The 23854-nt window shown below is 55.9% G+C and carries 25 protein-coding genes; 12 read left to right on the forward strand and 13 right to left on the reverse strand.

The annotated features are described in order from the left end of the window. Positions 1-227: 227 nt before the first annotated feature. The 4 genes from rpsI to ACQK2Q_RS06595 form a co-directional block, all read right to left on the reverse strand. Positions 228-719, reverse strand: a complete 492-nt coding sequence (gene rpsI / locus ACQK2Q_RS06580) for a 30S ribosomal protein S9 (RefSeq protein WP_425408946.1) — start codon at positions 717-719, stop codon at positions 228-230. Next, positions 720-1193 (reverse strand): 50S ribosomal protein L13, encoded by a 474-nt coding sequence (gene rplM, locus ACQK2Q_RS06585; RefSeq protein ID WP_425408947.1) that lies wholly within the window; start codon positions 1191-1193, stop codon positions 720-722. It abuts the gene before it with no gap. Between the two features lie 265 nt (positions 1194-1458). Then, positions 1459-2160, reverse strand: coding sequence for a hypothetical protein (locus tag ACQK2Q_RS06590; RefSeq protein WP_425408948.1), 702 nt, complete (start codon positions 2158-2160; stop codon positions 1459-1461). 361 nt (positions 2161-2521) lie between these two features. Further along, on the reverse strand, positions 2522-3175 hold the full coding sequence (locus ACQK2Q_RS06595) for a VPLPA-CTERM sorting domain-containing protein (protein ID WP_425408949.1): 654 nt from the start codon (positions 3173-3175) through the stop codon (positions 2522-2524). A gap of 306 nt (positions 3176-3481) precedes the next feature. Here ACQK2Q_RS06595 and ACQK2Q_RS06600 point away from each other — a divergent pair, with 306 nt between their 5' ends. After that, on the forward strand, positions 3482-4618 hold the full coding sequence (locus ACQK2Q_RS06600; RefSeq protein WP_425408950.1) for a hypothetical protein: 1137 nt from the start codon (positions 3482-3484) through the stop codon (positions 4616-4618). On the opposite strand, the gene ACQK2Q_RS06605 is transcribed toward ACQK2Q_RS06600, so the two are convergent. Then, the gene (locus ACQK2Q_RS06605) at positions 4606-5673 is read right to left on the reverse strand and encodes a COX15/CtaA family protein (protein WP_425408951.1); all 1068 of its coding nucleotides are present in this window, start codon (positions 5671-5673) and stop codon (positions 4606-4608) included. The two genes, ACQK2Q_RS06600 and ACQK2Q_RS06605, sit on opposite strands and share 13 nt — an antisense overlap. A 90-nt stretch (positions 5674-5763) precedes the next feature. On the opposite strand from ACQK2Q_RS06605, the gene ACQK2Q_RS06610 reads away from it, so the two are divergent. Next, complete coding sequence (locus tag ACQK2Q_RS06610) at positions 5764-5973, forward strand: DUF2842 domain-containing protein (RefSeq protein WP_425408952.1); 210 nt, start codon at positions 5764-5766, stop codon at positions 5971-5973. Between the two features lie 61 nt (positions 5974-6034). Continuing rightward, positions 6035-6574: a J domain-containing protein gene (locus tag ACQK2Q_RS06615; protein WP_425408953.1), complete on the forward strand. Its 540-nt coding sequence runs from the start codon at positions 6035-6037 to the stop codon at positions 6572-6574. Between the two features lie 89 nt (positions 6575-6663). Here the strand turns inward: ACQK2Q_RS06615 and ACQK2Q_RS06620 are convergent, their stop codons facing one another. Further along, positions 6664-7080: a PRC-barrel domain-containing protein gene (locus ACQK2Q_RS06620; protein WP_425408954.1), complete on the reverse strand. Its 417-nt coding sequence runs from the start codon at positions 7078-7080 to the stop codon at positions 6664-6666. A 390-nt stretch (positions 7081-7470) separates the two neighbouring features. On the opposite strand from ACQK2Q_RS06620, the gene ACQK2Q_RS06625 reads away from it, so the two are divergent. After that, entirely contained in the window at positions 7471-8175 is a 705-nt protein-coding gene (locus ACQK2Q_RS06625) for a matrixin family metalloprotease (RefSeq protein ID WP_425408955.1), read from the forward strand. A gap of 13 nt (positions 8176-8188) precedes the next feature. Here the strand turns inward: ACQK2Q_RS06625 and ACQK2Q_RS06630 are convergent, their stop codons facing one another. Continuing rightward, a complete protein-coding gene (locus ACQK2Q_RS06630) occupies positions 8189-8614 on the reverse strand; it encodes a hypothetical protein (RefSeq protein ID WP_425408956.1) in 426 nt (141 codons plus the stop codon). A 169-nt stretch (positions 8615-8783) separates the two neighbouring features. Here ACQK2Q_RS06630 and ACQK2Q_RS06635 point away from each other — a divergent pair, with 169 nt between their 5' ends. Then, entirely contained in the window at positions 8784-9560 is a 777-nt protein-coding gene (locus tag ACQK2Q_RS06635) for a class I SAM-dependent methyltransferase (protein ID WP_425408957.1), read from the forward strand. Here the strand turns inward: ACQK2Q_RS06635 and ACQK2Q_RS06640 are convergent. Both ACQK2Q_RS06640 and ACQK2Q_RS06645 read right to left on the reverse strand, forming a co-directional pair. Then, positions 9557-10150 carry a rhomboid family intramembrane serine protease gene (locus tag ACQK2Q_RS06640; protein ID WP_425408958.1) on the reverse strand — a complete coding sequence of 198 codons (594 nt, stop codon included), beginning with the start codon at positions 10148-10150 and terminating at the stop codon, positions 9557-9559. The genes ACQK2Q_RS06635 and ACQK2Q_RS06640 overlap by 4 nt on opposite strands. Positions 10151-10162: 12 nt before the next feature. Then, positions 10163-10444 carry a BolA family protein gene (locus ACQK2Q_RS06645; RefSeq protein WP_425408959.1) on the reverse strand — a complete coding sequence of 94 codons (282 nt, stop codon included), beginning with the start codon at positions 10442-10444 and terminating at the stop codon, positions 10163-10165. A gap of 74 nt (positions 10445-10518) precedes the next feature. Between ACQK2Q_RS06645 and ACQK2Q_RS06650 the strand changes: the two genes are divergently transcribed. The 4 genes from ACQK2Q_RS06650 to ACQK2Q_RS06665 all read left to right on the forward strand — a co-directional run bounded on the left by ACQK2Q_RS06650 (position 10519) and on the right by ACQK2Q_RS06665 (position 13998). Continuing rightward, positions 10519-11160 carry a J domain-containing protein gene (locus tag ACQK2Q_RS06650; protein ID WP_425408960.1) on the forward strand — a complete coding sequence of 214 codons (642 nt, stop codon included), beginning with the start codon at positions 10519-10521 and terminating at the stop codon, positions 11158-11160. A gap of 128 nt (positions 11161-11288) precedes the next feature. Next, positions 11289-11612 (forward strand): DMT family transporter, encoded by a 324-nt coding sequence (locus tag ACQK2Q_RS06655; protein ID WP_425408961.1) that lies wholly within the window; start codon positions 11289-11291, stop codon positions 11610-11612. A gap of 122 nt (positions 11613-11734) precedes the next feature. Then, complete coding sequence (gene cobS / locus ACQK2Q_RS06660; RefSeq protein ID WP_425408962.1) at positions 11735-12724, forward strand: cobaltochelatase subunit CobS; 990 nt, start codon at positions 11735-11737, stop codon at positions 12722-12724. Positions 12725-12780: 56 nt separating this feature from the next. Continuing rightward, complete coding sequence (locus ACQK2Q_RS06665) at positions 12781-13998, forward strand: M20 family metallo-hydrolase (RefSeq protein ID WP_425408963.1); 1218 nt, start codon at positions 12781-12783, stop codon at positions 13996-13998. Positions 13999-14080: 82 nt separating this feature from the next. Here ACQK2Q_RS06665 and ACQK2Q_RS06670 read toward each other — a convergent pair whose 3' ends face one another. Continuing rightward, positions 14081-15703: a hypothetical protein gene (locus tag ACQK2Q_RS06670; protein WP_425408964.1), complete on the reverse strand. Its 1623-nt coding sequence runs from the start codon at positions 15701-15703 to the stop codon at positions 14081-14083. A gap of 392 nt (positions 15704-16095) precedes the next feature. Here ACQK2Q_RS06670 and ACQK2Q_RS06675 point away from each other — a divergent pair, with 392 nt between their 5' ends. Then, a complete protein-coding gene (locus tag ACQK2Q_RS06675) occupies positions 16096-16587 on the forward strand; it encodes a hypothetical protein (protein WP_425408965.1) in 492 nt (163 codons plus the stop codon). 34 nt (positions 16588-16621) lie between these two features. On the opposite strand, the gene ACQK2Q_RS06680 is transcribed toward ACQK2Q_RS06675, so the two are convergent. Next, entirely contained in the window at positions 16622-18238 is a 1617-nt protein-coding gene (locus ACQK2Q_RS06680) for an AbgT family transporter (protein WP_425408966.1), read from the reverse strand. A 163-nt stretch (positions 18239-18401) separates the two neighbouring features. Between ACQK2Q_RS06680 and ACQK2Q_RS06685 the strand changes: the two genes are divergently transcribed. Then, positions 18402-19040 (forward strand): outer membrane beta-barrel protein, encoded by a 639-nt coding sequence (locus ACQK2Q_RS06685; protein ID WP_425408967.1) that lies wholly within the window; start codon positions 18402-18404, stop codon positions 19038-19040. A gap of 54 nt (positions 19041-19094) precedes the next feature. Here the strand turns inward: ACQK2Q_RS06685 and ACQK2Q_RS06690 are convergent, their stop codons facing one another. After that, positions 19095-20762 (reverse strand): DUF885 family protein, encoded by a 1668-nt coding sequence (locus ACQK2Q_RS06690; protein WP_425408968.1) that lies wholly within the window; start codon positions 20760-20762, stop codon positions 19095-19097. Between the two features lie 132 nt (positions 20763-20894). Here ACQK2Q_RS06690 and ACQK2Q_RS06695 point away from each other — a divergent pair, with 132 nt between their 5' ends. Further along, complete coding sequence (locus ACQK2Q_RS06695) at positions 20895-22355, forward strand: amidohydrolase (RefSeq protein ID WP_425408969.1); 1461 nt, start codon at positions 20895-20897, stop codon at positions 22353-22355. A gap of 371 nt (positions 22356-22726) precedes the next feature. Here ACQK2Q_RS06695 and prfB read toward each other — a convergent pair. Then, a protein-coding gene (gene prfB / locus ACQK2Q_RS06700) for a peptide chain release factor 2 (RefSeq protein ID WP_425408970.1) occupies positions 22727-23834 on the reverse strand; the annotation gives its coding sequence in 2 pieces (ribosomal slippage) (positions 22727-23764 and positions 23766-23834; 1107 coding nt in all). Positions 23835-23854 lie beyond the last annotated feature (20 nt).

A 23854-nucleotide genomic window follows, 5' to 3' on the forward strand; every position in this document is an offset into this window, starting at 1 on the left:
CTTGTCCGGCTCAGCACCGGTGGGGACTATCCAATAAAGAAAAGCGCCGCTCCTTGGAAAAGAAGCGGCGCTTTTGGGAAACTGTTTTGTGGGAGGATTATTTTTTCGCGTATTTCGCCCGGAATCTCAAATTAACGATCGGACACGAAACCCGCAAAAACATTACAGTTTGGATAAGAAACGGCCGCAAACCCGCATAAATACTGGGGATGGGCTGTTCCTCGCCTTTAGCGTTTCGAGAACTGGAATGAACGGCGGGCTTTCTTGCGGCCGTATTTCTTGCGTTCCACCGTCCGGCTGTCGCGCGTCAGAAAACCGCCCTTTTTGAGGATTGAGCGCAGCCCCGGCTCATAAAATGTCAGCGCCCTGGCAATTCCGTGACGCACCGCGCCAGCCTGTCCGGAGGGGCCGGAACCCGACACCGTGCAATAAATGTCAAATTGATCGTTGCGCTCAGCGGCGACAAGCGGCTGTTTGATGATCATCTGCAAAACAGCGCGGCCGAAATATTCCGTATGATCTTTGCCATTGACGCTGATGCGGCCGGCGCCAGGCTTGATCCAGACGCGGGCGACGGCGGTTTTGCGTTTTCCGGTCGCATAAGAGCGGCCAAGATCGTCGATCTTTGGCTGGGCCTGCGGCGCTTCTTCTTCAGGAGTCGAAACGACCCCTGCTTCCGCGGCGACGTCTTTCAAATCTTCTAGTGATGTCGTGCTCATTTAAGCGTCTCTCTGATTCTTGGAATTCATCGCAGCAACGTCGAGGTTTTGCGGGTTCTGTGCATCGTGCGGATGCTCTGCGCCTGCGTAAATCCGCAAATTCGTCATTTGCTTGCGCGCGAGCGGTGAATCCTTCGGCATCATGCGCTCCACGGCCTTCATCAGCACGCGCTCCGGATGGGCGCCGCCGATAATTTTTTCCATGGTGCGTTCCTTGATGCCGCCCGGATAGCCTGTGTGCCAGTAGAATTTCTTGTCTGACATCTTGGCGCCCGTGAAGACGACTTTTTCAGCGTTCACGACAACGATGTGGTCGCCGCAATCGACATGGGGCGTATAGGCGGGCTTGTGTTTGCCGCGCAGACGGGTCGCGATGACGGATGCGAGACGGCCGACAACGAGGCCTTCCGCATCGATGAGGATCCAGTTTTTCTGATCCGCCGCTTCCGCCGGTTTCATGGCGTAGGTTTTCATGTGTCTTTAATCCTGAAATCTGTCGCGAAACAGGCAAATCGCTGCTCCGCCGTCGAGAAGCGCGGTTGCTAGCGTTGAATTCCGGACGGGTCAACACTATCGGCGGAAATACTGTGAAAACAGTCGATTATTTATGGGGTATTATATTACCGTAAATGTGCGGGCCTGCAAAATTACTGGCCGCTAAAACAAAAGCGGGCTCGCGAGCCCGCTCAAGTTTCACGTCAATTTTGCCTTTTCAGGTATTTGCCCTTTCAGGTAAAAGTCAGCTTTTTTTCCGGCGGCGCGAGGCCAGCCCCAGACCCGCCAGACCGGACAATAACAACGGTATGGCGCCCGGAATCGGCGTTTCGGTAATGACTTCAAACTGGGCGATGTTAAACCCGGCGTTCGGCGTGATGGCGCGGAACTCGAAAATCGTGCCGGTGAAGATATCCGTCAGGAAATCCACCGCCGTGATTGTGGCGAAATACATACCGTCGATCCACAGGTCGAAGTCGCCGCATGGCCCCTCGCCTTGCGGGCCAGAACAATCATTGTCGTCGCCGGCGTTGAATTCAAAATTGGTGATCGACACTTGCGAGTCGAAAATGAATTCAATCGCTTCTAGCGAGCCAAACTGGGTCTGATCGTCCCGGATGCCGCCTTCCGACAGCGCGCCAAGCCCAGAGTTTTCAGGTGAAATATCCTGTATCAACAAAGTCGCATCACGCGCGCTGTAAGTATTGTCGGTGTACTTGTAAGCGGTCGCGTTGAAATTGACCCCGTCCTTGGAATAATTGAAGCCGAGCGCATCAACATCCGTGCACAGGTCGGCGCCGACTGTGCCGCAATCCATGGCCACGTTTCCCGTCGGCGAGTCCAGGAAAGCGCCGCCGGATTTGAAAATAAACGTGGTCGCATTGGCCGGGGCCGCAAGGAGCCCTGCAGCTGTAAACGCAGCCGCCAGCATTCGAAGGGCAGTCATATTTATACCCCCAATTAATTGGTACATACTGTCCGGATTCGCCGGACGCGAACTTTCCGCCAGGCCCGGAACTTGAAACGCCGCGATTTTCATCTTGGTTTGGATCAAAGTCCCGAGCAGACTTTAAGCATTTTTAACTTGCGCTGATTCTGTCGGCTTACATAGCCGAAAACTTTTTATGGCGCCGAAACGATGTATAAAAAATCATAGCAGGCCCAGCATTCAGACAGCCTCAACGTATTGCGCAACGAAAAACGGCAGAACATGTTTGCAATATGATTCGCGTGATCCGCGCGCTTTATTTTAAGGAAATAGGCGCGCACGCGTGAATGCGCGCCTAATTATCACTCGAACCAGTATTTTATAGGTTCTGGTCAGCTTTTTTCCTGCGCCGTGAGGCGAACCCAAGCCCCGCAATACCCGCCAGAAGCAATGGCGCTGCGGCTGGCAGCGGTACGGCCGACGTCGCTTCAAATCCGTTTACATAGAACTGAAGACCGCTTCCCGCATCGTCAAAAGCAAAACGGATGAGATCCACGCCTGACATCACCAGCGCGACCGCTTCAGCAAATGTGAATTGCTGGAATACGTTCGGATCGTTGAACGCGATCAACAGCGTATTGGTGTCATTCGAATTCAAATCATTGTGGAGCGCATCTGTGAAGGAAAAGTCGCTGACCGTGACCGTCTCGGAAAAAGTCAAGGTCACCGCTTCGCCTGAGCGAATATTATCATCGCCCGTATTCGCGCACTCGCTGCCCGGCCCTGCGACCAGCACTTCGCAAACGCCCAGACCGGCCGGCTTGCCCGAGCTCAAATCGTCAAAATAGGCGTAAAACACGCCGGCGCTGAGCGATGAAAAGGTTACGTCCAGTCCGCCGAAGTTGATGACAGTGCCGTCCGCAACGCCGCGTTCATTGCCAGCCGCCTCGGCGACAAAATCTAAAAACACCGCATGAGCGCTACCGGTCAACGCCGCTGCGCTTGCGGCGATAGCCGCTAGAAAGTTCTTCATAGTTCCCACCATATCTTCTTCAAATGATTCAAAAACCATCTGAGAAACTAAACTCATGTCGAATTTACCACGCCCCAAAATTTTCTGTAAATAAAAATCGATACGTCAGTGACGTCACCTATAGCTGCGCATCACAGAATACGCTGCAAGCGCTTTCCCCCTCTGGGTAAAAATGGCGAATACCCAATGCATATAGATATTTGACTGAATTGCTGCATTGCAGATAGCGAAGGCTGTGCAAATCGGACATACACGAATGCAATTCCGGCGGGCGTCTACCGCTGTCGATATCATCGGAGTTCACTCATGAGTTTACGCTTTATACGGTCCACATGCGCTGTTTGGGCGCTCATCGCCATTACCGCCTGCGAGCGGGAAACCGCTGCTCCGGAAGAGCCGGAAACTCAGCCCGCAGAACGGGTTGAAGCCTTGTTCAGCGATGAACTGCCGGGATTGACTTCGCCCGCGTCCGGCGTGGCGTTTTGGGAGCATCCGACATTATCGTTCAACAGCTTGCTGATCGTCGCCAATGAGGACGGCGTCGTCTCCTATACGATGGAAAACGGAACCGAAACCGGCAGGATCGACGGGTTTTCACCGCAAGGCGCCGCGGTGGGTTATTTGGGCTTTGGCGCACAGGCTGCGGGGTTTTTGACCTTTTTTGACGCGGCCGACAGCCTTTTCAGGTTTTACGGCGTCGACAATGCGACGCGCAACTTCCTGCCGTTAAACGACGGACCTGCTATCCGAGGCGCCGTCAGGGGATTTTGCCTTGGCCGCGCGATAACCTCGGAAGCGCCGGCGTTGTTTGTGGTGCAAAACGCCAGGGTGCAGATTTTCAATCTCGCGGCGGATCTGCAAGGCGTTCGGATCGATGGCGAGTCTGCAATCGAAACGCCGGACAATATCGTCAGTTGCGCTGTCGATCATGAGGGCGTTTTACTGCTGGGCGCCGATGACGGCAAAATTTATCGCGTTGCCGGCGAGGATGCGTTTGCCACGCCCTTCGCTGAAGCGGCGGCCGGCGCCGCCGGCGAAATCTCGATTATATCAACAGCGTCGTCCGAATCCGCTGCTTCGCCAGGCGGCCTTCTTTTGTTGCTCGATACAGCAGACGGCGCGCTTCATGTCTTTAGCAGCGAAGACGGGGGCGCGCGCGGCGTTGTCGATCTATCCGGAACAAGCGACATGCCGGACGCCGAACCGGCGACAGCGATGGGCGCGGTTAGCGCCAATCTGGGCGGGGTTTACCGCGACGGCGCCATCGCGTTCAGCGTTGACGGCGATGAAGGGCCAGTGGTTCGGATCGCACCCGTAAACAGCATCTTTAATGCGCTTTCGCTTCCGGTGACCGGCCCCCTGACGCCGCGCGGCGACAATGTTGTTGAAGAACAGGACGGTTTGATGATACCGGCGCCGGAGATCGGCGATCAGCCGGAATGAGCCGCAGAATTGCCGGCGCCATGCGCGGCAAAAAGCGCCGCCGAGAACAACACCAGCGCGCCCGCCTGATGCACAAGGCCTAAAACCAGCGGCGTTGCTTCAAGGACCGTCCAGACCCCAAGCGCGATTTGCAGCGCCGCAGCGCAAATCACCAGGCGCGCGCGCATTTCAAGGGCGGTTTTACGCGCCGCAAGATAAAACCAAACAATACCGCCGGCCAGAAGATAGGCGCCAATCCGGTGGTTGAACTGCACCGCCGCCATCGTTTCGAACAGGTGATGAAACTGCGGGGCGCCAGCGAAATACCCCTCCGGAAAAAACTTGCCGTCCATCAGCGGCCATGTGTTGTAGGTGCGCCCTGCGCGCAAGCCCGCAACAAAAGCACCGAGTATTATTTGCGCAAACACACCCGCGCTCAATGCATAGGCGCCGTATCGCAAACCAGTTGAAACGCTGTGGCGTTTGCGTCCCGGCAATAGGTCCAGTGCAAACCAGAACATCAGCCCGAACAACAGCACTGCAAGGCCCAGATGCGCCGCGAGCCTGTATTGACTGACATCGACCCTGTCCGCGAGGCCGGACGACACCATCCACCAGCCAAGCGCCCCCTGCACGCCCCCAAGCACAAACAGGCCGCTGAGTTTCAGCGCCCAGATTTTTGTCATTTGCCCGGTTGCAGCGAAAAAGATCAGGGGCGCCATGAAAGCGACGCCGATCAGCCGGCCAAGAAAACGATGCGCCCACTCCCACCAGTAGATCGTTTTGAATTCATCAAGGCTCATCCCGAAATTCACTTGCTCATATTCCGGAATGGTCTTGTACTTCTCAAATTCGTCTAGCCAGTGCTCTTGCGTAAGCGGCGGCACAGCGCCAGTGACCGGGCGCCACTCCGTTATCGACAGGCCGGAGTCCGTCAGCCGCGTCGCGCCGCCGACGATCACCATGGCGGCCACGAGCCCGCACATGACGAATAACCAGATCGCAATCCGCTGTGCTGAACGCGCGGATAAAGCGCCGGTGCTTTGCCCGGCGGATGAAGAAGTGGTAAACGCCATGCAGCGTCCTTTAGGCCATTTGGCGGCGTTCAAATATAACCCTGCGGCGCGACCGCGCGTCGCGCCTTAACCTTTGGCACTGTTATTTCCATGCGGCCACGTTCCAAAAAGCTGATTGGGTTTGCGCTCTTCCTGCCGGCGCTCATTCTTTACTTCTTTGCGGCTGCAGCGCTGGGCGAGCGCGTCCCCGATAATCAGTTCCTGAAGGCCGCTTATTTCCTGGTGGCCGGCGTCGCCTGGGCGTTTCCCGCCAAGTTTCTCATGCAATGGATGGACGCTGAACCGCGGCGAAAAGGTTAATCTGGCAAGGGCGTTGCAAGTCTCTCTTCGAGCCGGATGAATGAGGCGAACAGAGGCCCCCATGAGCGTTTTCGACAGCAAGAACCGCACCTTCCGACACCGGAATGAAATAGACGTTCTCTTGCGGCTGAAAGATAGCGACGAGGACGTGCCGGGCGTCATATTCGCAAGCCTTGGCGAAAGAGCGCTGGACCTTTTAAACGACGAGCGCACTTTTATTCCGGTTCGCCGGGATTCAGGCGAAATCATTCTGATCGCCAAATCGCAAATCGCCTCGCTGACCGAGCGTGAAAACGCCAGTAACGCGGACGACGATATCGAGCAGCTTGAAGAAGATTTTTCTCAGGAAACAATCAAGGAAGCGATCGCTAAAAAGTCTTTCGACCCGTACGAAATGCTGCGCGTCTCGCCGGCCGCCAGCCCAGAAGAAGTGCGCGCCGCTTACAAGAAGCGTATCAAGGCGGTCCATCCGGACGCCATCGCATCGCTTGATCTTGACGACGATATCAAAAAAGCAGCGATACTTGCGACGCAAAAAGTCAATTACGCTTATCAGAAAATCATGCGCGAACGCGGTTCAACAACAGAGCGCGTTGTTTAATTTTTAAATACCGACGCAAAAACAAGAGCGATGAAACCTGCGACCCGTTTCACCGCCCTTGCCTTGCGCTTTTATAAATCAAAAGCCGGTTATTGTTCGTTGACAGGTTCATCCATTGAGGCTGCGCCTTCATAAGCGGGCGCGGCTTCAACGTCTTCGGCCGTCATCGAAATCGTATAACCTGACCCGTCGGCGTTCGCTTCCAGTTCTTCAACGCCGACGCTGATTTTCTTAGCGCCAAGGCCGAGAAAACCACCGACGGAAAGAATTGCGTCTTCGCTGCCGTCGGCTGCGACTTCAATGGCTTCGACTGTACCTACAGGCTGGCCGTTTGCATCAAATACGTTTTGACCTTCCAGCTCAGCGCTCTGCGTTGCGGAAGCTTCCGCTTCAACGCTTGCAGGTTCATTTGCGTAGCTTGGCGTTTCCGCCGCGTCTTGAGCGTTGGCGGCGCCAAAGCCGAAAGCAAGCGATGCGATGGAAGCTGTGATAATTGACTTTCTCATTTTCAAACTCCTGTTTGCATTTCCCCGCTCGTTCAAAACTATCGGCATGTTGAATTGAAAATTCGAGTTAACGATACTTCAGATGTGAACGCATGTTCATGATGTAAAATTAAGCCGCTAACAAGGGAACTGTTATCGCACGTTAATTATCATTTTTTTGATACGTATAATGATGAATATACGATATTTAAAATTGAGAAGAATTCGCTGTACCCGTGCGGATTTTTTTCCGCTCTTCAAAAAACACCGCGCAACCACCGGACTGAATTGTGCGCGCGTTGCCGCTGTTGCCTGATCCCGAAAAAACCGATTGACGGCTGACTTACAAATTATTAACTCTTGAACATTACCGCTTGGTAATGGTTATAAGCGTCAGTTAAGGGCCAGTTCGTGCGTTTTTTCCTGCTTTTTTGCGTCACACTCTTTTGCGCGCAGCCCTCGCTCGGACGGGATTACCCGGAATTTCGGCTTCTGAAAATGGATGGCGCGCATGTGAAATGGGGCGCAGCCGAATACGGCGCCGGCGCGGAAGTCAGCTACGCCCTCGTCGACGCGGCGCGCGATTTCCCCGATGCGCGCAATTGCCGGTCAGTTGGCCCTGTAGATCCGATACTCGCCGCCAGCGGCGTCGACCGCAACGCGTTTGACGCCGCGCTGGTGCAAGCCTTCGGCGCCTGGCAGTCTGTTTCCGGTATTAAATTCCGGCCGGCTGACGATCCACAATCCGCCGATATTCTCATTGGATCGGACTTAACGGCGCAAGGCTGGGCGCATGCGGACGTCAAAACGGAAACAAGCGACGACGGCATTGTCAGAATAGAGCGCAGCCTTGTGTGTCTCAGCCCAGCGAAACTCTGGAAAATCGGCTTTGGGGCCAATCCGGACGCGCAGGACATTCGCTATACCCTGACCCATGAAATCGGTCACGCTATCGGGCTGAATCACGCCAGCCCGCAAGGTCAGGTTATGTCATTCACTTATGGCGAGCGTTTTATTGAGTTACAGGCGGGCGATATAGAAGGCGCGCACAGACTCTACGGCCCGGCGAAAGACACCATGATTGCGACCATTCCTGACGCCGCGCCTGTCAACTAAACGTCTTTTCCGGCTAGCCGATCCGGCAATTATATTGGTTCCAGTCAGGCTGCTCCGAACAGTAAGGCAAGGGTTCGGGCTGATTGCGCATGGCGACGAAAGCAGTCAAAGCCGCCAGCACTAGACCGATAGCGACCAGAATCGCCATTGGCCCCGGCGCATGTGGAGCATGCGATAAATGAAAGGGGTCCGGCGCGCGTTTTTTATCTGCGTTTTTGTCTTCATCATCCTCATCATCATCTTCTTCAAACCGGTAAAAGCGGCTTGAACTTGCCGGCGCTTGTTTCGTGACTTGGAGGTTTCTCGGCGTAATTTTTGCGCCGCCAGCGGAAAATCCGGGAACCGCCGTATCGCTGACGGTGAATTTCACCGCGTCACGCTGCGCGCTTTTCGCATTGCTGGGTGCAACGCCGTCAGGCAGTGGTGATACGCGATCCATACACATTCCCCTCATCTCGCCCCGGGCAACTATAGCATAAAATCAGCGGTTCAGGGCAATATCCGCCCTTAAGCTTTTGATGTATATCGGCGATTTTCAGGTATGCTATATCGCCGTCACAATTTGCGTCCATGTTGGTCCGCGCCGGAATAAAGGAAACTGCTTGGGCATGTTGCAAAAACTGAAATCCATGGCGCGAGACGTTCGCGACAATGCGCGCGTTCGCGCCATGCGGGGGGATGATTTTGAATGTTGCTCATGCGGCGCGCAATTGAAAAAATTTCTCGCGCAGGGCGCGAAATTCAGGATTTTCGACGAAAAGCAGATCATCGGGTCTGGATATCGAGAAAACAATTGCTGTCCCGTCTGCTGGTCAACCGACAGGGAGCGACTGGCCCTGAAATATGTCGAATGGGCGAACGGTTTTCTGGCTGAATACTGCGCCATATTGCACGTCGCGCCGGAGCCGAGCATCGCCAGGTATCTCGGCGCGCACCCAAAGATCAATTACGTACGCTCAGATTATCTGAGACCGTCCATGAGCGTTGCGCTCGATATTCAGATCCTCCCCTTCCAGGATGAGGTTTTTGATCTCGTTATCTGCAATCACGTGCTTGAACATGTGGATGACGACCGCAAATCCATGCGCGAATTGCGCCGCGTATTGAGGCCGGGTGCAACAGCGATGCTTCAGGTTCCCTTGGCCATCGACGAATCTGAAACCCACGAAGACAAATCGATTACCGATGGAAAAGCGCGCGAGCGCCATTTCGGCCAGGACGATCACGTGCGCCTTTACGGCCGCGATTATGCGGACCGGATCAAGGCGGCGGGTTTCGCCCTGGAGCTTGTCGACTGGAAAATGCGTCCGGACATATTTGGCGCTGACGCGGAGCGATACGGATTTAATCCGGAAGAATTGCTCTACATAGCGAAAAAAATCTAGCCGAAATAATGAACGAACAGGTCCGGGCGCATCATCAAGGTCAGTATCACGCCTGCGATGGCGCCGCCGAGATGCCCTTCATGGGCGATACGCCCGCCCCCGCCCATCATCCTGGCGGAAATCAGCATGAAAAGAACGCCGAAAATAATTGCTGGAATGCCAATAGGAATGAACAGGAAATAAATCGGCTCAAGCGGAAAAAAAAGGCAAAAAGACAGGATAACGCCGGATACGCCGTCCGAAGCGCCGAGCGAGGTATAGGCGAGATTATCCCGGTTGGCGTAAAACGATACAATGCCGCTTGTCAAAATGGCGCCAAAATAAACGACAAGAAACCCGTCCGTACCAAGAATGCGCTCCACGACAGGACCAAAGAAAAACAGCGTCATCATGTTAAAAAACAGATGAAAATAGTCGCCATGCAGAAATGATGATGTGAAGACGCGATAGTGCTGTTTATGCTTGATCAGCGCGCCGACATTGAACGCGAACTCTTCCGCAAAACTGCGATTAAACGAGAGGGCGTAAACGCTGAGCGCGATATTGGCGATTATCAGCGCATAAACCGCCGGCGCGACGGGTATGTCCATGAAATGAATCCGCTATTGTGCGTCCGCCGATTCTTCGGGCGTCTGGGTTTTCATGGCGAGCGCGTGGATTGGCCCGGCGAGTTCCTGTTTCAGGATATCATTGACCAGCCGCTGGCGCGCCACGCGGTTCAGCCCTGAAAAAGCCGCCGCGACAATGTGCACGCGAAAATGCGATTCGCCGCCTTCGCGGGCGCCTGCATGGCCGGCGTGAAGATGGGATTCATCGACAACGTCGAGCAATTGCGGCTCCAAAGCGCGGTTCAGTTTCTGTCGGATGGTTTCGGCGACTGACATGGCCGCCACACAAGCGGTACCAAGCCCGTTCGTCAAGATTGTGTCAAGCCTCAACCCGCCCCATATTGCACTGCATGACGGAGAAAAAACGATACAAACCGCGGCTCGGCTTCGATATCCGGGTCAAGCCGCCAGGCAAAGAGAAGAAAACCAAGGCCGTGTGGGCGGACCCCGGCGACCAGAGCTGCGCTGCGCCCGATTGCGAAAGCAAGGCGGCCTGCAGCCTGCCGAAATCGCCGCGCGAACCGCGCGAGCGTGTCTGGCTATGCCTTGAGCACGCGCGCAACCACAATCGCAACTGGAATTATTTCGACGGCCTTTCAGACGATGAAGCCAAAAAGGTCCGCGAAGCCAGCCAGTATGGCGACCGCCCCACCTGGTCCATGGGCAAAAATGATCGCGCCCGCGCCGCGGCCAACGCGCGCGGTCCGGCCGATATGGAAGACGCGTTCGGGGTTTTCGGGAAAGAGGCCAAAGTTCAAGCCGAAACCCGCGGCCATTATCGCGGCGGCAAAAAGCTGACGAAACTGCAGGTCAATGCGTTCGACACGCTCGCGCTGCCCTATGCGGCGCCCTCCGGCGATATCCGGCGGCGCTATGCAGAGCTGCTGCGCCGGTTCCATCCCGATTCCAATGGCGGCGACCGCAGCGCCGAAGAACAGCTGAGCCAGGTCGTGAAAGCCCACCAGATCCTGAAAAAAGCACAATTTTTATAGCTTGAAACCGCGTTCGCCTCGCGTTTCAACGTCTGGGCGATTGAATAAAGACAAGCGAGGCCACGTCCTCCCCCGTTCGACGGGATTATGCCCGGGACGGCCCGGCGATATCAGCGGAGGGCCTGGTCTTGGCTTGGATTTATTTATTTTTCGCCGGTTTACTGGAAATCGTCTGGGCCTACAGCATGAAGCAATCCATGGGCTTCACCCGCCTCGCCCCCGCCATCATTACTATTATCTCCATGTTCGCCAGTTTTGGGCTGCTTTCTATCGCCATGAAAACGTTGCCGCTGGGAACGGCTTACACCGTCTGGACAGGTATCGGCGCAGTCGGCGCATTTCTGGTCGGCATCTTCATCCTGAACGAACAGGCTGGGGCGCTTCGACTCTTGGCGGCTGGTCTGATCGTTTCGGGTATCGTTTTGATGAAGTTTACCTCGCCGCCGGTATAGCCCGATAGCGCCGCCGCGATGTGACAATACCGGGCGCCGTGAACCCTTGTCTTTGGCCCGCTTTCAGGCGAGGGTCCGCGCGATTTCGATCTGGCGAACACTTACGAACGAGCATCCAGCCCATGTCCGCGATTACTGAAGATACATTTCCGGAAAAACCTACAAAAACGGTCTCCGCCAAAAAGATTTTTGGCGTTGATATCGATCTGGAGATTCCAGCCTTTGATAAGCCGAACGAATATGTGCCGCCCGTAGACGACGCCTACAGGTTCGACCCGGAAACGACCATGGCGATTCTCGCAGGCTTCGCGCGGAACCGGCGCGTCATGGTGCAGGGCTACCACGGCACCGGCAAATCGACGCATATCGAACAGGTGGCGGCGCGGCTGAACTGGCCCTGCATTCGCGTCAATCTCGACAGTCATGTGAGCCGTATCGACCTGATCGGCAAAGACGCCATTGTTGTCGAAAACGGCGTACAGGTAACGGCTTTCAAGGAAGGGATGCTGCCATGGGCGTTTCAGCGCCCGGTCGCCCTGGTGTTCGACGAATACGATGCAGGCCGTCCGGATGTGATGTTCGTGATACAGCGCATCCTCGAAGCCGAAGGCCGCTTGACCCTGCTTGACCAGAACAAGGTGTTAACGCCAAACCCCTGGTTTCGCCTGTTTGCGACAACCAACACCATCGGTCTTGGCGACACGACCGGCCTTTATCACGGCACCCAGCAGATCAACCAGGGACAGATGGACCGCTGGTCGATTGTCACGACACTGAACTATCTGGAGCATGACGAAGAGGCGGCGATCGTTATCGCCAAAGTGCCGTTATACGATTCCGACACTGGCCGCGAGGCGATTGACGCCATGGTGCGCGTCGCCGACATGACGCGCAACGCCTTTATCGCCGGCGACATCTCTACAGTCATGAGCCCGCGTACGGTCATCACCTGGGCGCAAAACGCCGAGATCTTTCAAAATATCGGTTACGCTTTTCGCGTCACCTTCCTCAATAAATGCGATGAGCTGGAACGCCCGACGGTCGCTGAATTCTATCAACGCGCCTTCGGCGAAGATCTGCCGGAGGCCGCGCCGCAGGTCAGTGTTGCTTGAGGCTTGGGCACGCGTCTGCGCATTGCGCCTCGCGTAGAAAAGCTGCGTAGCGTCCCATGTCTGAAACCGATGAACTCTTGCAAAAACTGGACGTTTTAAGCCGGATCGGCGCTACGCCCGAAGACGGCGTGCGGCGTATCGCGGCGACGCAAGCGGACAAGGCCGGTCGGGACCTGATCGTTCAATGGATGCGTGAGGCGGGACTGACCGTCGAGATCGACCGTATAGGAAACATTTTTGGCGCGCTTGCGGGCGGTAAAAATTTGCCGGCGGTAATGACAGGCTCGCATATCGATAGCGTCGGCAATGGCGGCAAACTTGACGGTCCGCTTGGCGTGATCGCAGGTCTGGTTATCGCATCCGCTTTGAATAAGTCAGGCAAAACGCCCGCGCGCCAGTTCGTCGTCGCTGTTTTCACCAATGAAGAAGGCGTGCGATTTCAACCGGACATGATGGGATCGCTGGTTTTTGCAGGAGGCCTCAATGTAGAGACTGCGCGCGCCGCCAGGGATCGCGACGGTGTACGGCTCGGCGAGGCTCTGGATGAAATCGGATATACCGGCGCCCTTCCCTGCGGCGCCAAACCGCCGGCCTTCTTTGTCGAGTTGCATATCGAGCAAGGCCCGGTCCTTGAGGCGAACCATACGACCATCGGCGCCGTCGAAGCCGTGCAAGGCATCTACTGGACTGGCGTAACGATAACGGGACAGGCGAACCATGCCGGAACAACCCCCATGGCAATGCGGAAAGACGCCGGTTACGCCGCCGCGCGTATCGCAGTCGAGGCGAGAACCATCGCCCAAAGCATAGACGGTCAGGTTGCAACAATCGGCGAGATCGACCTGACGCCCAATCTCGTCAACGTCGTAGCCGGTAGAGCGTATCTCACGGTTGATCTGCGCAACGCCGATGCACAAAGGCTGACCGAGGCGCAGGATCGGCTGGAAAGTGTCATCGAAACGGTCGCGGATGAAGAAGGCGTTGAAATCGCAACTGAAAGCCTCGTGCGCTTCGCGCCGGTGCAATTCGCGCCATCGATAGTCAAGATTGTGGAAGACGCAGCGAAAGATAACGGCTATTCTGTAGCGCGAATGGTTTCAGGCGCTGGCCATGACGCGCAAATGATGGCGCGCCTGTGCCCGAGCGCCATGATTTTCGTCCCCTCAGTCAATGGCGTCAGCCACAACCCTGCAGAACATACGGCGGAAAAAGATATTGCGGCAGGCTATAGCGTTCTTAAAAGAACCATAGAAACGCTTTTGCAAACGCGTTGATGCCTGTGTTCGCACCTTTCCGCATAAAACAAAAACGCCCGCTCAAAAAGCGGGCGTTTCTGTATGTTGGAATGCGCAAAGTCTAGTTGGACGCAATCTCAAGATCGCGCTTGCGCTGATAGCCTTTCAGCTTGGTCTTGGATGTGTAGACCTGCAGCGAATAGCGCCCGGTGAGAAGTTCCGGCGCGCCGCCGACAGTGCTGAGCGGTTGCGGGTCAAGCACGCCGTCGCCGGTGAGATCAGACGGGAAAAATTCATCCGGCGCAGAAACTTCGAGCCGGTAAAATGAATTTTCCGGAAGTTCCGCATCGAAGATTTCCGCGTCGAACAAGCTTTCGAAGCTTTGCAGGTTCGAGGCGATCAGGGTTTCGTTGCCGCGGTTGTCCACCATGTAAAGGCGCAACTGGCCCATGATGCCTTCTTCGAATGTCAGATCTTCGCCAATAACGGAGATCAGCTCGGCGTTCAGATATTCGCCGCGTTTGCCGCGGAAAACATAAGAGTCCGTTTCACCGACGACTGAAATATCGCCCTTGATAACAAGTGCGTCGACGTCGAACTTCTTCCCGGCGTTTTCACCGACAATGATAGTATTCGGCACCTTGATGTTATCGAGGTTGATGCGATAGCGGCCGCCATTCTGCCGAATACGCCATTCGTCAGCGATCTTGCCATCGGCGTTGATGGCGAGGCGCGCCGCAGAGCGTTCGGAGAAGAAGCGATCGCGATCGGAAGAGTCGCCGAGCGAAAGACCGACGCTGGCGCCGGAACCCATCGTATGCCACACGGTTTCCGTAGCGTTCTGTCCCTGATCGAAAACAGGCACGAAATCATTCGGACCGGGCGTGCCGGTGGACGGCAGACCGTCGCCAGGCGCGCCGAAAGAGTTCTGGTGACGCAACCCTTGAATGTGACCGACCTCGTGGGCCGCCGTATTCGCCGTCTGGTTGATCACGGCGTAATTCAACGCGGCTTGCAAATCGCCGCCGAATTCGCCTGCGACATCAATGCCGGAAAACGCCTGGAATAATCCGCCGGACGGGTCGAACTGAACGACAAACTCCCACAGGCTGGCATCCGCGAAAGCGTTGTCGTTGCGATTGCGATTGAGGAAGTCGATGCCGTCCGCCTGACCGAAGAGAATGCTCAAAAAGCCGCCGACGAGCGTTATGTTGCTGCCTTGCGAACAGTCAAACGGCGCGTCGTTGTCGCCGATGCGCACCGTCGAATAATCGCCATAGGCGGGCTCTTCGCTTACAATTTCATAGTTGAAATCATCATAATCCGCCTGAACACGCGCGGTGATTTCAGCCCGTTCCGCCGGCGTGTAGACGTGATCCTGGAATATGCCGAATAAAGTTCCCGTGCTGGTACAGATCGGAAAGGTCGGCAGGCCGCCTGCATCAAAATCAAGAAACACCACTTGAGTCTGGCGGCGCTCCTGCTCCAGCATATGCGGGAAAAAACCGTTGCCTGAGTTGTTCAGTGCGCCGGCTGTGCTGTCCAGCAGCTCCATATAGGCGCGCGCTTCAGCCACATCCGCAAATTCACGCGGACCGCACCCGCGGCAGTCATCCGTTTCAACCCTGTATTTTTCAAGGAATCCATCGCCGCCTTGGGCTCCGCCTTGTGCGTTTGCAGCACCGAAGCTCGCCATCGTCACCGCGGCGATGCTCGCCGCCGAGAATAATAACCCTGTTTTCATTAAGATGCTCCTCTTCCCTTCTCACTGCGCGCTCAGGAGAATGCGCTATTACAAAAGCCCCGCGTAAGCGTATGACGACCGCGGGTCGGAAAACTTGCAGCGCGCAATGGATTGCGCCCCCTGCATGTCTTAAAAGAGTATTCACCTCGTTGATTGCGAACACAAGGCAAATTATCCATGCAATTCATTGAAAACTTTAGTGAAATGAAAGGCCAATTTGCATGACGCCGGAAGCAGGGCCTTGCATGTTCGCGCTACTTTAATCTAATTTGCGCGCCATGCGCATAATCAAGTTCATTCAGTCAACCGCCGCATCAGCGCTCTTGTCTGCACTTTGCATAGGCGCCGCAAATGCAAACAACAGTTCTCAATGCGAAACACTGCCCGAACACATGACGGTCAGTCCCGATCAATTGATCGAAAGAAGTGAGCGAATTGTACTCGCCCGCTTCGCGCCCATGTCCGCCGGCGATGAAACAGAGAAAGCCGACAGCGAACTCGATCGTGAAAACGAAATCGAGAAAGCGGTCGAACAGCGCCGCAACCGCGACATTGACCGTATCATCGCGCCAGTGGGCATTGGACGTTTTTATGTGAAGGAGGATTTGAAAGGCGGCGGCGAGGCGACAATTTACGCTCCTGTTTCCGTGCATACTGACGAGCGCGCCACTTTTGATTTTAGTGATCACAAGGATCCGGCGTTCTGGGATTCCCCCGCGGCGGGCCGCATTATGCCGACGGCGGACTGCCGTTTAGTTCCGAGTTTCGCTGAAGACGAGACTTACTTGTTGTTTATTGGGCCGCAGCACGTGAAATCCTACGAAGTCATTCGCGCTGATGATGATAAATGGCTGGCCTATGTGAAAAGTCAGCTTACCGAATAAGTCACCGGCAAGCTGACTTCTTTTTATTCGGTCTTTATTGCGCCGGCAACGTATAGCCGACTTCCGCGCCCGGCCCCAATGGCAGCCCGAACAGCACCCAGATGAATGTCAGTGCGATACCGCTGATCAAGAGCCAGATCGAATACGGGATCATGGCGGCGGTCAGCGAGCCGAGGCCATAGTTCGGGACCCAGCGCTGCGCAAAAACGAGTACCAGCGGGAAATACACCATGAGCGGCGTGATGATATTTGTGGCGCTGTCGCCCACGCGATAAGCTGCTGTCGCCATTTCCGGACTGACGTTCAACAGCATCAGCATCGGCACGAGGACCGGCGCCATCAACGCCCATTTCGCGCTGGCCGAACCGACGAAAAGGTTCAGCAAACCGGCGAACAACACAATCAGACATATGACAGCCGGCAATGGCAGGCCGGACTCGCGTATCGCGTCCGCGCCGTTCACCGCCGAAATCAATCCGAGATTGGAGATGTTGAACAGCTCCACGAAATACGCCGCAAAAAACGCCAGCACGAGATAGTACCCCATGTCGCGCATGGCGGCGGCCATCATTTCGACGATATCACGGTGATTGGTAATTGTACCCGCCGCCTGGCCATAGGCGACGCCCGTGAAAATAAACAGGATCATGAAACCGGCCACAAGCGACTGGAAAAATGGCACCATCGCCTGCGCGGGTAACAGTCCCGGCGTTTCATCGTAAAGCGGCACGTCGCCGCCATACATGGAGATATCCGTAAACGGAATAAGCGCGACCAGATCGACCGCCATGACAAGCCATATCGCCATCACCACAAGAACGGCGTAACCCGCCCGCCGCAGGCCTTTCTTCTGACCGTCCGTTAAAGGCGCGTTGGGGTCGTCATCGGCGTCGTCGGAGCCTGCAACGGCGCCGCCTGTCCAGGGGCCAAGCCGCCGCTCAACGATCATATCCGTGACGAACCAGATGACCGGCATGTAAATGAATGTCATGACCGCGATAAAATACCAGTTGCCCGTAATGTTCATGACCCATGTTGGATCAATCGGAGCGACAGCGGCTTCGGTAATGCCGAAGAGCAAGGCGTCGAGCTGTCCCGGCAACAGGTTCGCGGAGAAACCGCCGGAAACGCCGGCGAACGCGGCGGTAATCCCCGCGATGGGATGGCGCCCCGCCGCTGCGAAAATAACGGCGGCTAGGGGAATGAGAACAACGTAAGCCGCATCAGCCGCCAAATTGCCCATCATCGCCGCCAGCGCCACTGCGGGCGTCATTAAAAAACGCGGGGCTTTGCGCACAGCGGCGCGCATGGCGGTTCCAAACAGACCGGCCCGTTCAGCAACGCCTGCCCCGAGCATCACAACAAGAACATAACCCAACGGATGGAAGCTGGTAAAAATCTCCGGCATTTCGGTCAGGAGATATTCGATGCTCTGCGGCGCCAGCGCGCTGATTGCATTAACCGCCAGCGGCGCGCCGTCGTCGCCGGTCTGGGTCGGATGCGGAACGGACCATCCCGCAAAGGCGGCGAAACTTGAAACGACCGCCATGACAATAATCAGATAGAAAAAGATGAATGCAGGATCAGGCAGGCGATTGCCCGCTTTTTCGATGAGCCCCAATATCCCCTTTTGAGTCTTCACTTCCGCCATAGCGACTAGCTCCCTGAAATTTTTGTAACTTTGACGATATTTGGCCGAAAGATCAAATGAACGCCTGCTGGATCGCGCCAGCCTTGCGCAGATCAGGGAACGTTTGGCGCCCGCCGCTGTTCAGACGCCAGCGAACAACTTGTAACGCGTAAAGGAGACATAAATGACACCTTTGAAAACAGGTATTCTCGCCGGCGCCGCAACGCTCATCACAGCAGGCGCTGCATCGGCGCAGGGCTATGGCGAAGCGCGCGAAACCTTAGGCCCGTATATTTCGGGCGGATACAACTATCTGGATTTTGATGAAGAAGTCGGCGGCGATGCGAGCGTCAGCGCCATAACGGCGCGCGGCGGCTGGCAATTCGCCAGGTATTTCGCGGTCGAAGGCGACATCAGTTTCGGCATCGACGATGGCGACTTTGATTTCAACGGCGATGAAGACGATCTGGACTTTGATGATAACAATGACGGCGCCTTTGACGATGTAATTGCTGGTCCCGGCGATCTGGGACTGGATTACCTCATTGGCGGCTATGGCCGGTTTATCCTGCCCGTCAGCGACCGTTTTGATGTTTCGGCGCGCGCCGGTTACGCCTTTGCTGAAATCGACTCAACGGTTTCAACGTTCGGCGGCAACGAACTTGTTTTCGGCGGTTCTGACGACGGTCTTGCGTTCGGCGGTTCGGCTTCTTTCGATATTACAGAAGCCCTCGCCATTCGAGCCGACTATACGCATTACGACTTCTCAGACGCCAACGCGGAAAGTTTCGGTTTGAATCTCGAATACAAATTCGGCGGCTAAAGAATCGCGTTTGAAGAATGGAAGCGTTGCGCGGGAATGCGCAGCGCTTCTTTTCTATTCCGGAATCGGTTCGGTCTCCCAGAAATCGCGAATTTCGTTGTCCATACCGGTCATCTGCCAACGAATTAAAGATATGGGCAGGCGCCCGGCGGCCATGAAGTCGTCGTGAAATTCCTTCAGCACAAAGTCATCGCCAAGCTGGGCCGCCCTGTCCGCGAGAAGGCCGCGCATCTGGAAATTGCCGATCGTATAGCCGATGCCGTAGCCCGGCGGCCGGCGCAGATAGATTTCCGCATCGACGCGCGCGACATTTTCATCGAGCCACGGCGTTTTTGACCGCATGAAATCCACCGCTTCCTGCACGGTCATTTCATTGCGTTGCATTCCCACGTCGGCGGGCACGCGCGCCGCACGGAAGATGCCGAACAGGTAAATCAATTCTTCGACCTGCGCATATTCGTCAAGCACGCCGGCGCGCATCATCGATTCTTCAAGATATGTCCCCCACCCTTCTGCGCGAACGCCGTCGGTAATGCGCCCGCGTATAGGGTGGTCATTGTGATCTTCCAAAAGTCCGTCGAAACGGTGGCCGGGAATAACCGCATGCAAATGATCGGGATGCGGGTCGCGAAACTGCACCTGCTCCCAGAAATTCAACCCTTGCGGGCGAGTGATAAAAGGTCCGTTCGTATCGAGTTCGCCCACATAATCGGGTACGGTAATAATCTCTTCACGGACAAGAAATTCGCGAATGTTCCTGTCCGCGGCGTCGATGCGCTTTTGATAGTCCTTTTCCGTTTTCGCGGGCGTCAGATCGGTCAAATCGCGATTGCGGTGCTGCGCCAGCGCATAAAACGAATATAACCGGTCCCATTCCCTGTTACTGAGCACGATCAGTTCATCGCTGGTGAACGGCAGCAATTTGGCGTGTTTCAGGTACCAGTCATATTGCGCCGCGCCGACGCCGGCTTCAGCCGTAAAGGAATCCATATTGTCTTGCAGCCAGTCGCGATAATCGGCGGCGGCGGCGTGCGCGGCGTCTATGGCCGGCATGAGTTCCGGGTGCAGGCCACGCGCGCGTTCACGCAAATCTTCATACCAGCCGATAATACCCGCAGGCGGCTCTGCACGGTAAGGATGGCCATGCCCGACGCCATCCGCTGTCGTCAGATTGTGCAGCGCCAATGCCGCATAATCACCGGCGGGATCGTCAAGGTTCTGTTTCGCCGCCTCGATAATTGCCGGCACGGCCGCAAGCTGACGTTCAAACATCGCCTTGTCTTCTCCCGCCAGAGGCAATTCGGTGAACGTAATCCGAAGAAGTTGATCTGCGTAAAACCCAGGATCGCGCGCCCATGGCTGCGAGACCTCCAACAGAAAAGCTTGCGCGTCAAACTGCGCGCGAACAGCCAGATATTCCGCCTGCTGTGCAATGGGCCACTCGGCGACATTCATATCGTCCAGTCGCGCGCGTAATTCCGTCAGCTCAGCGCGGCGCTTTGCGATCGCGGGCGGCGAATAATCAACCAGGCCGTGATCGGGCGCATCCGGGTCATTAAAATTGGCGTTCCAGGCGGACGGCGCTTTATACGCAAGAAAGTCTTCGAACAGTCCGACGAGGTCAGAATATGTTCCCGCACCCGAAGGCGGAACAGCCGCAGCGGCGCCCGCGAACACAACCGAACACACTACCGTCAGGAAAAAAATTCGAATTCGTCTCATCGCGCACACCCCGTCCAGTGAATCTCACGCGACCTTGTCGGATTTTGCAGCGCCGCGCAATTCAGGCCTGTCAATATCTAGCGCAGCCGCTGCTATTGTGCGAAAACCGCCCAGTGAATTGAAAGGATCAACATGACCAGATTTGCCTTTAGCGCCGCAGCAGCAGCTGCGCTGACACTGTCCCCCGCGATTGCACAATCGCCTGCAGAAACGCAGGCCCCCGCCGCCGCCCAGGATGAAAACATCCTGCAAAAGGTCGACGCACGGTATGATGAAACCGCTGAAGTCGCGCGCCAGCTATGGGAATGGGCTGAGGTCGGTTATCAGGAAGAACAGTCCTCAAAATTATTGCAGGATAAACTGAGCGCCGCCGGCTTCAGTATCGAAAAAGGCGTCGCCGACATTCCCACCGCCTTCATGGCTGAATATGGCGAAGGCGGACCGGTAATCGCAATCCTTGCCGAATTCGATGCGCTGCCAGGCATCAATCAGGACGCAACGCCGACGCGCGACCCGGTCGAAGGCAAGGCCGCCGGCCACGCCTGCGGGCATAATCTTTTCGGCGCCGGATCGCTGACCGCTGCGCTTTCCGTAAAAGAATGGCTCGAGGAATCAGGAACGCCCGGCCGCATTCGCCTTTACGGCACGCCGGCTGAAGAGGGCGGCAGCGGCAAGGTCTATATGGTTCGGGCCGGATTGTTCGATGACGTCGATTTTACGCTTCATTGGCATGCGGATGATGAAAACTCCGCAGCGGCGCGCACAACGCTCGCCAACCGTTCCGCCAAATTCCGGTTCAAAGGTCTTTCCGCACATGCCGCCGGCGCGCCGGATCAGGCGCGTTCCGCGCTTGACGGCGTTGAAGCGTTTAACATGATGGTCAACATGATGCGCGAGCATGTGCCCCAGGACGCCCGCATCCATTATGTCATCACCGCCGGCGGGCTCGCCCCGAACGTCGTCCCCGATTTCGCAGAAGTCTTTTATTATGTGCGCCATCCCAAGCCCGATGGCGTCGACGCCATCTGGGAACGCGTCGAGGAAGCCGCACGGGGCGCAGCTATGGGAACAGGCACGGAAGTGGACTGGGAAGTCATTCACGGCAACAATCCGCTTCTCGTCAATGAAACGCTCGCGAAGATGATGGATCAAAAACTTCGCGAAGTCGGCGGCGTTCAATATTCGACTGCCGAACGCAAATTTGCCGAGAATATTCGCACCAGCTTCGATAACCCTCGCCTCGGCCTTGAAAGCGCCGCTGAAATTCAGCCCTATTCGCGCTCGCTTGGATATGGCTCAACCGATGTTGGCGATGTTTCCTATGCAACGCCCACGGTCGGGATCAGAACCGCCACATGGGCGCCGGGAACATCATCCCATTCATGGCAGGCTGTTGCGGCGAGCGGCATGTCCATCGGTTTCAAGGGCGCGCACAATGCTGCGAAAGCCATGACACTCGGCGCTATTGAACTCTATACAAATCCGGAACTGCGCGAGCAGGCGCGCGAGGAGTTTGATGACGCGCGCGGCGAAGATTACAAATACTCGTCGCTTCTGGGCGACCGCGAACCGCCGCTCGACTACAGAAAATAAGAATACAAAAACAACAAAAACGCGCGGGAGCGATCTCCGCTCTCGCGCGTTTTCCATTTATCCCTAGCCAGCAGACAAGACTTTGCTATTTCAAATGTGTTCTGTTGCGTGGTCCGGGATTCATGTCCGGTCAGATATTCTGTGTGTTTATCAACGCTCCCTTTTTCTCGATTTTTATGCTCAGTTACCGGTACAAGGGGGGATGGTACCTACAAGGACTATCGAATAACACACAACGCCCGCCGTCAAGAACAACAGGCGTTAACCAAGTTCACAATTTAAGAATTTGGTAACAATTCCGAACAAACAATTAACATCATTAGCAGAGCATGCCTCCCCCGTGGAAATCTATGCTTGCTGCAGATGCGAAGTTATGAGTCGCCGCCGACGCGCTGCGCGAGTGCGGCGTTCATGAAATCATCAAGCGCGCCGCCGAGAACCGCATCAGGATCTGGCTTTTCCACCTGGGTGCGCAAGTCTTTCACCATCTGATAGGGCTGCAGGACATAAGACCGGATCTGATGGCCCCAGCCGATATCTGTTTTGGATTCTGCCTGCGCTTGCGCTGCTTCCTCGCGTTTTTGCAGTTCCATTTCATAAAGCCGCGCTTTCAGCATGTTCCAGCATGTCGCGCGGTTTTTATGTTGCGATCGCTCATTTTGACACTGAACTACAATGCCGGTCGGCATATGCGTAATGCGCACGGCGCTGTCCGTCGTGTTGACATGCTGCCCGCCGGCGCCGGATGCGCGGAACGTGTCCACCCGGCAATCGCTTTCGTTGACCTCTATATTGATGTTGTCGTCCACGACCGGAAACACCCACACGGAAGCAAACGACGTGTGCCGGCGCGCATTCGAGTCGAACGGAGAAATACGAACCAGTCTGTGTACGCCGGATTCTGTTTTCAGCCAGCCATAGGCGTTATGGCCTTTCACCTGAATGGTCGCAGACTTTACGCCTGCTTCTTCTCCGGGCTGCTCTTCGATGACATCGACCTTGAAGCCGCGCCCTTTCGCCCAGCGCACATACATGCGCAGCAGCATCGACGCCCAGTCGTTGGATTCCGTCCCGCCGGCGCCTGGATGAATCTCTACAAAGCAGTCATTGGCGTCAGCCTCGCCAGACAACAGCGCCTCGATCTCGGCCTGCGCCGCGCGTTTATGCAGCGCCGCCATCAACTCCTGCGTTTCATCGAGGCTGGCGTCGTCGCCCTCCTCCGCGGCCATTTCCGCCAACCCTACCAGATCATCAAGTTCGGACTGGATTTCACCGACGGCGTTCATCTGCGTTTCCAGGGCTGTGCGTTTTTGCATCAGCGCCTGCGCAGCTTCGGGGTTATCCCAAAGGTTCGGATCTTCCGCGCTGGCGTTTAATTCGCCGAGTTCTTTTTCTGCTTTGTCCCAGTCAAAGACGCCTCCTCAGCAGTTCAATCGACTGCTTGATTTCACCGGCGAGGGTTTCCATTTCGGCGCGCATGGGATGACGTCTCCTGAATT

Origin of the sequence: Hyphococcus sp. (assembly GCF_965228385.1) — a bacterium.
Taxonomy (GTDB): Bacteria; Pseudomonadota; Alphaproteobacteria; order Caulobacterales; family Parvularculaceae; genus Hyphococcus.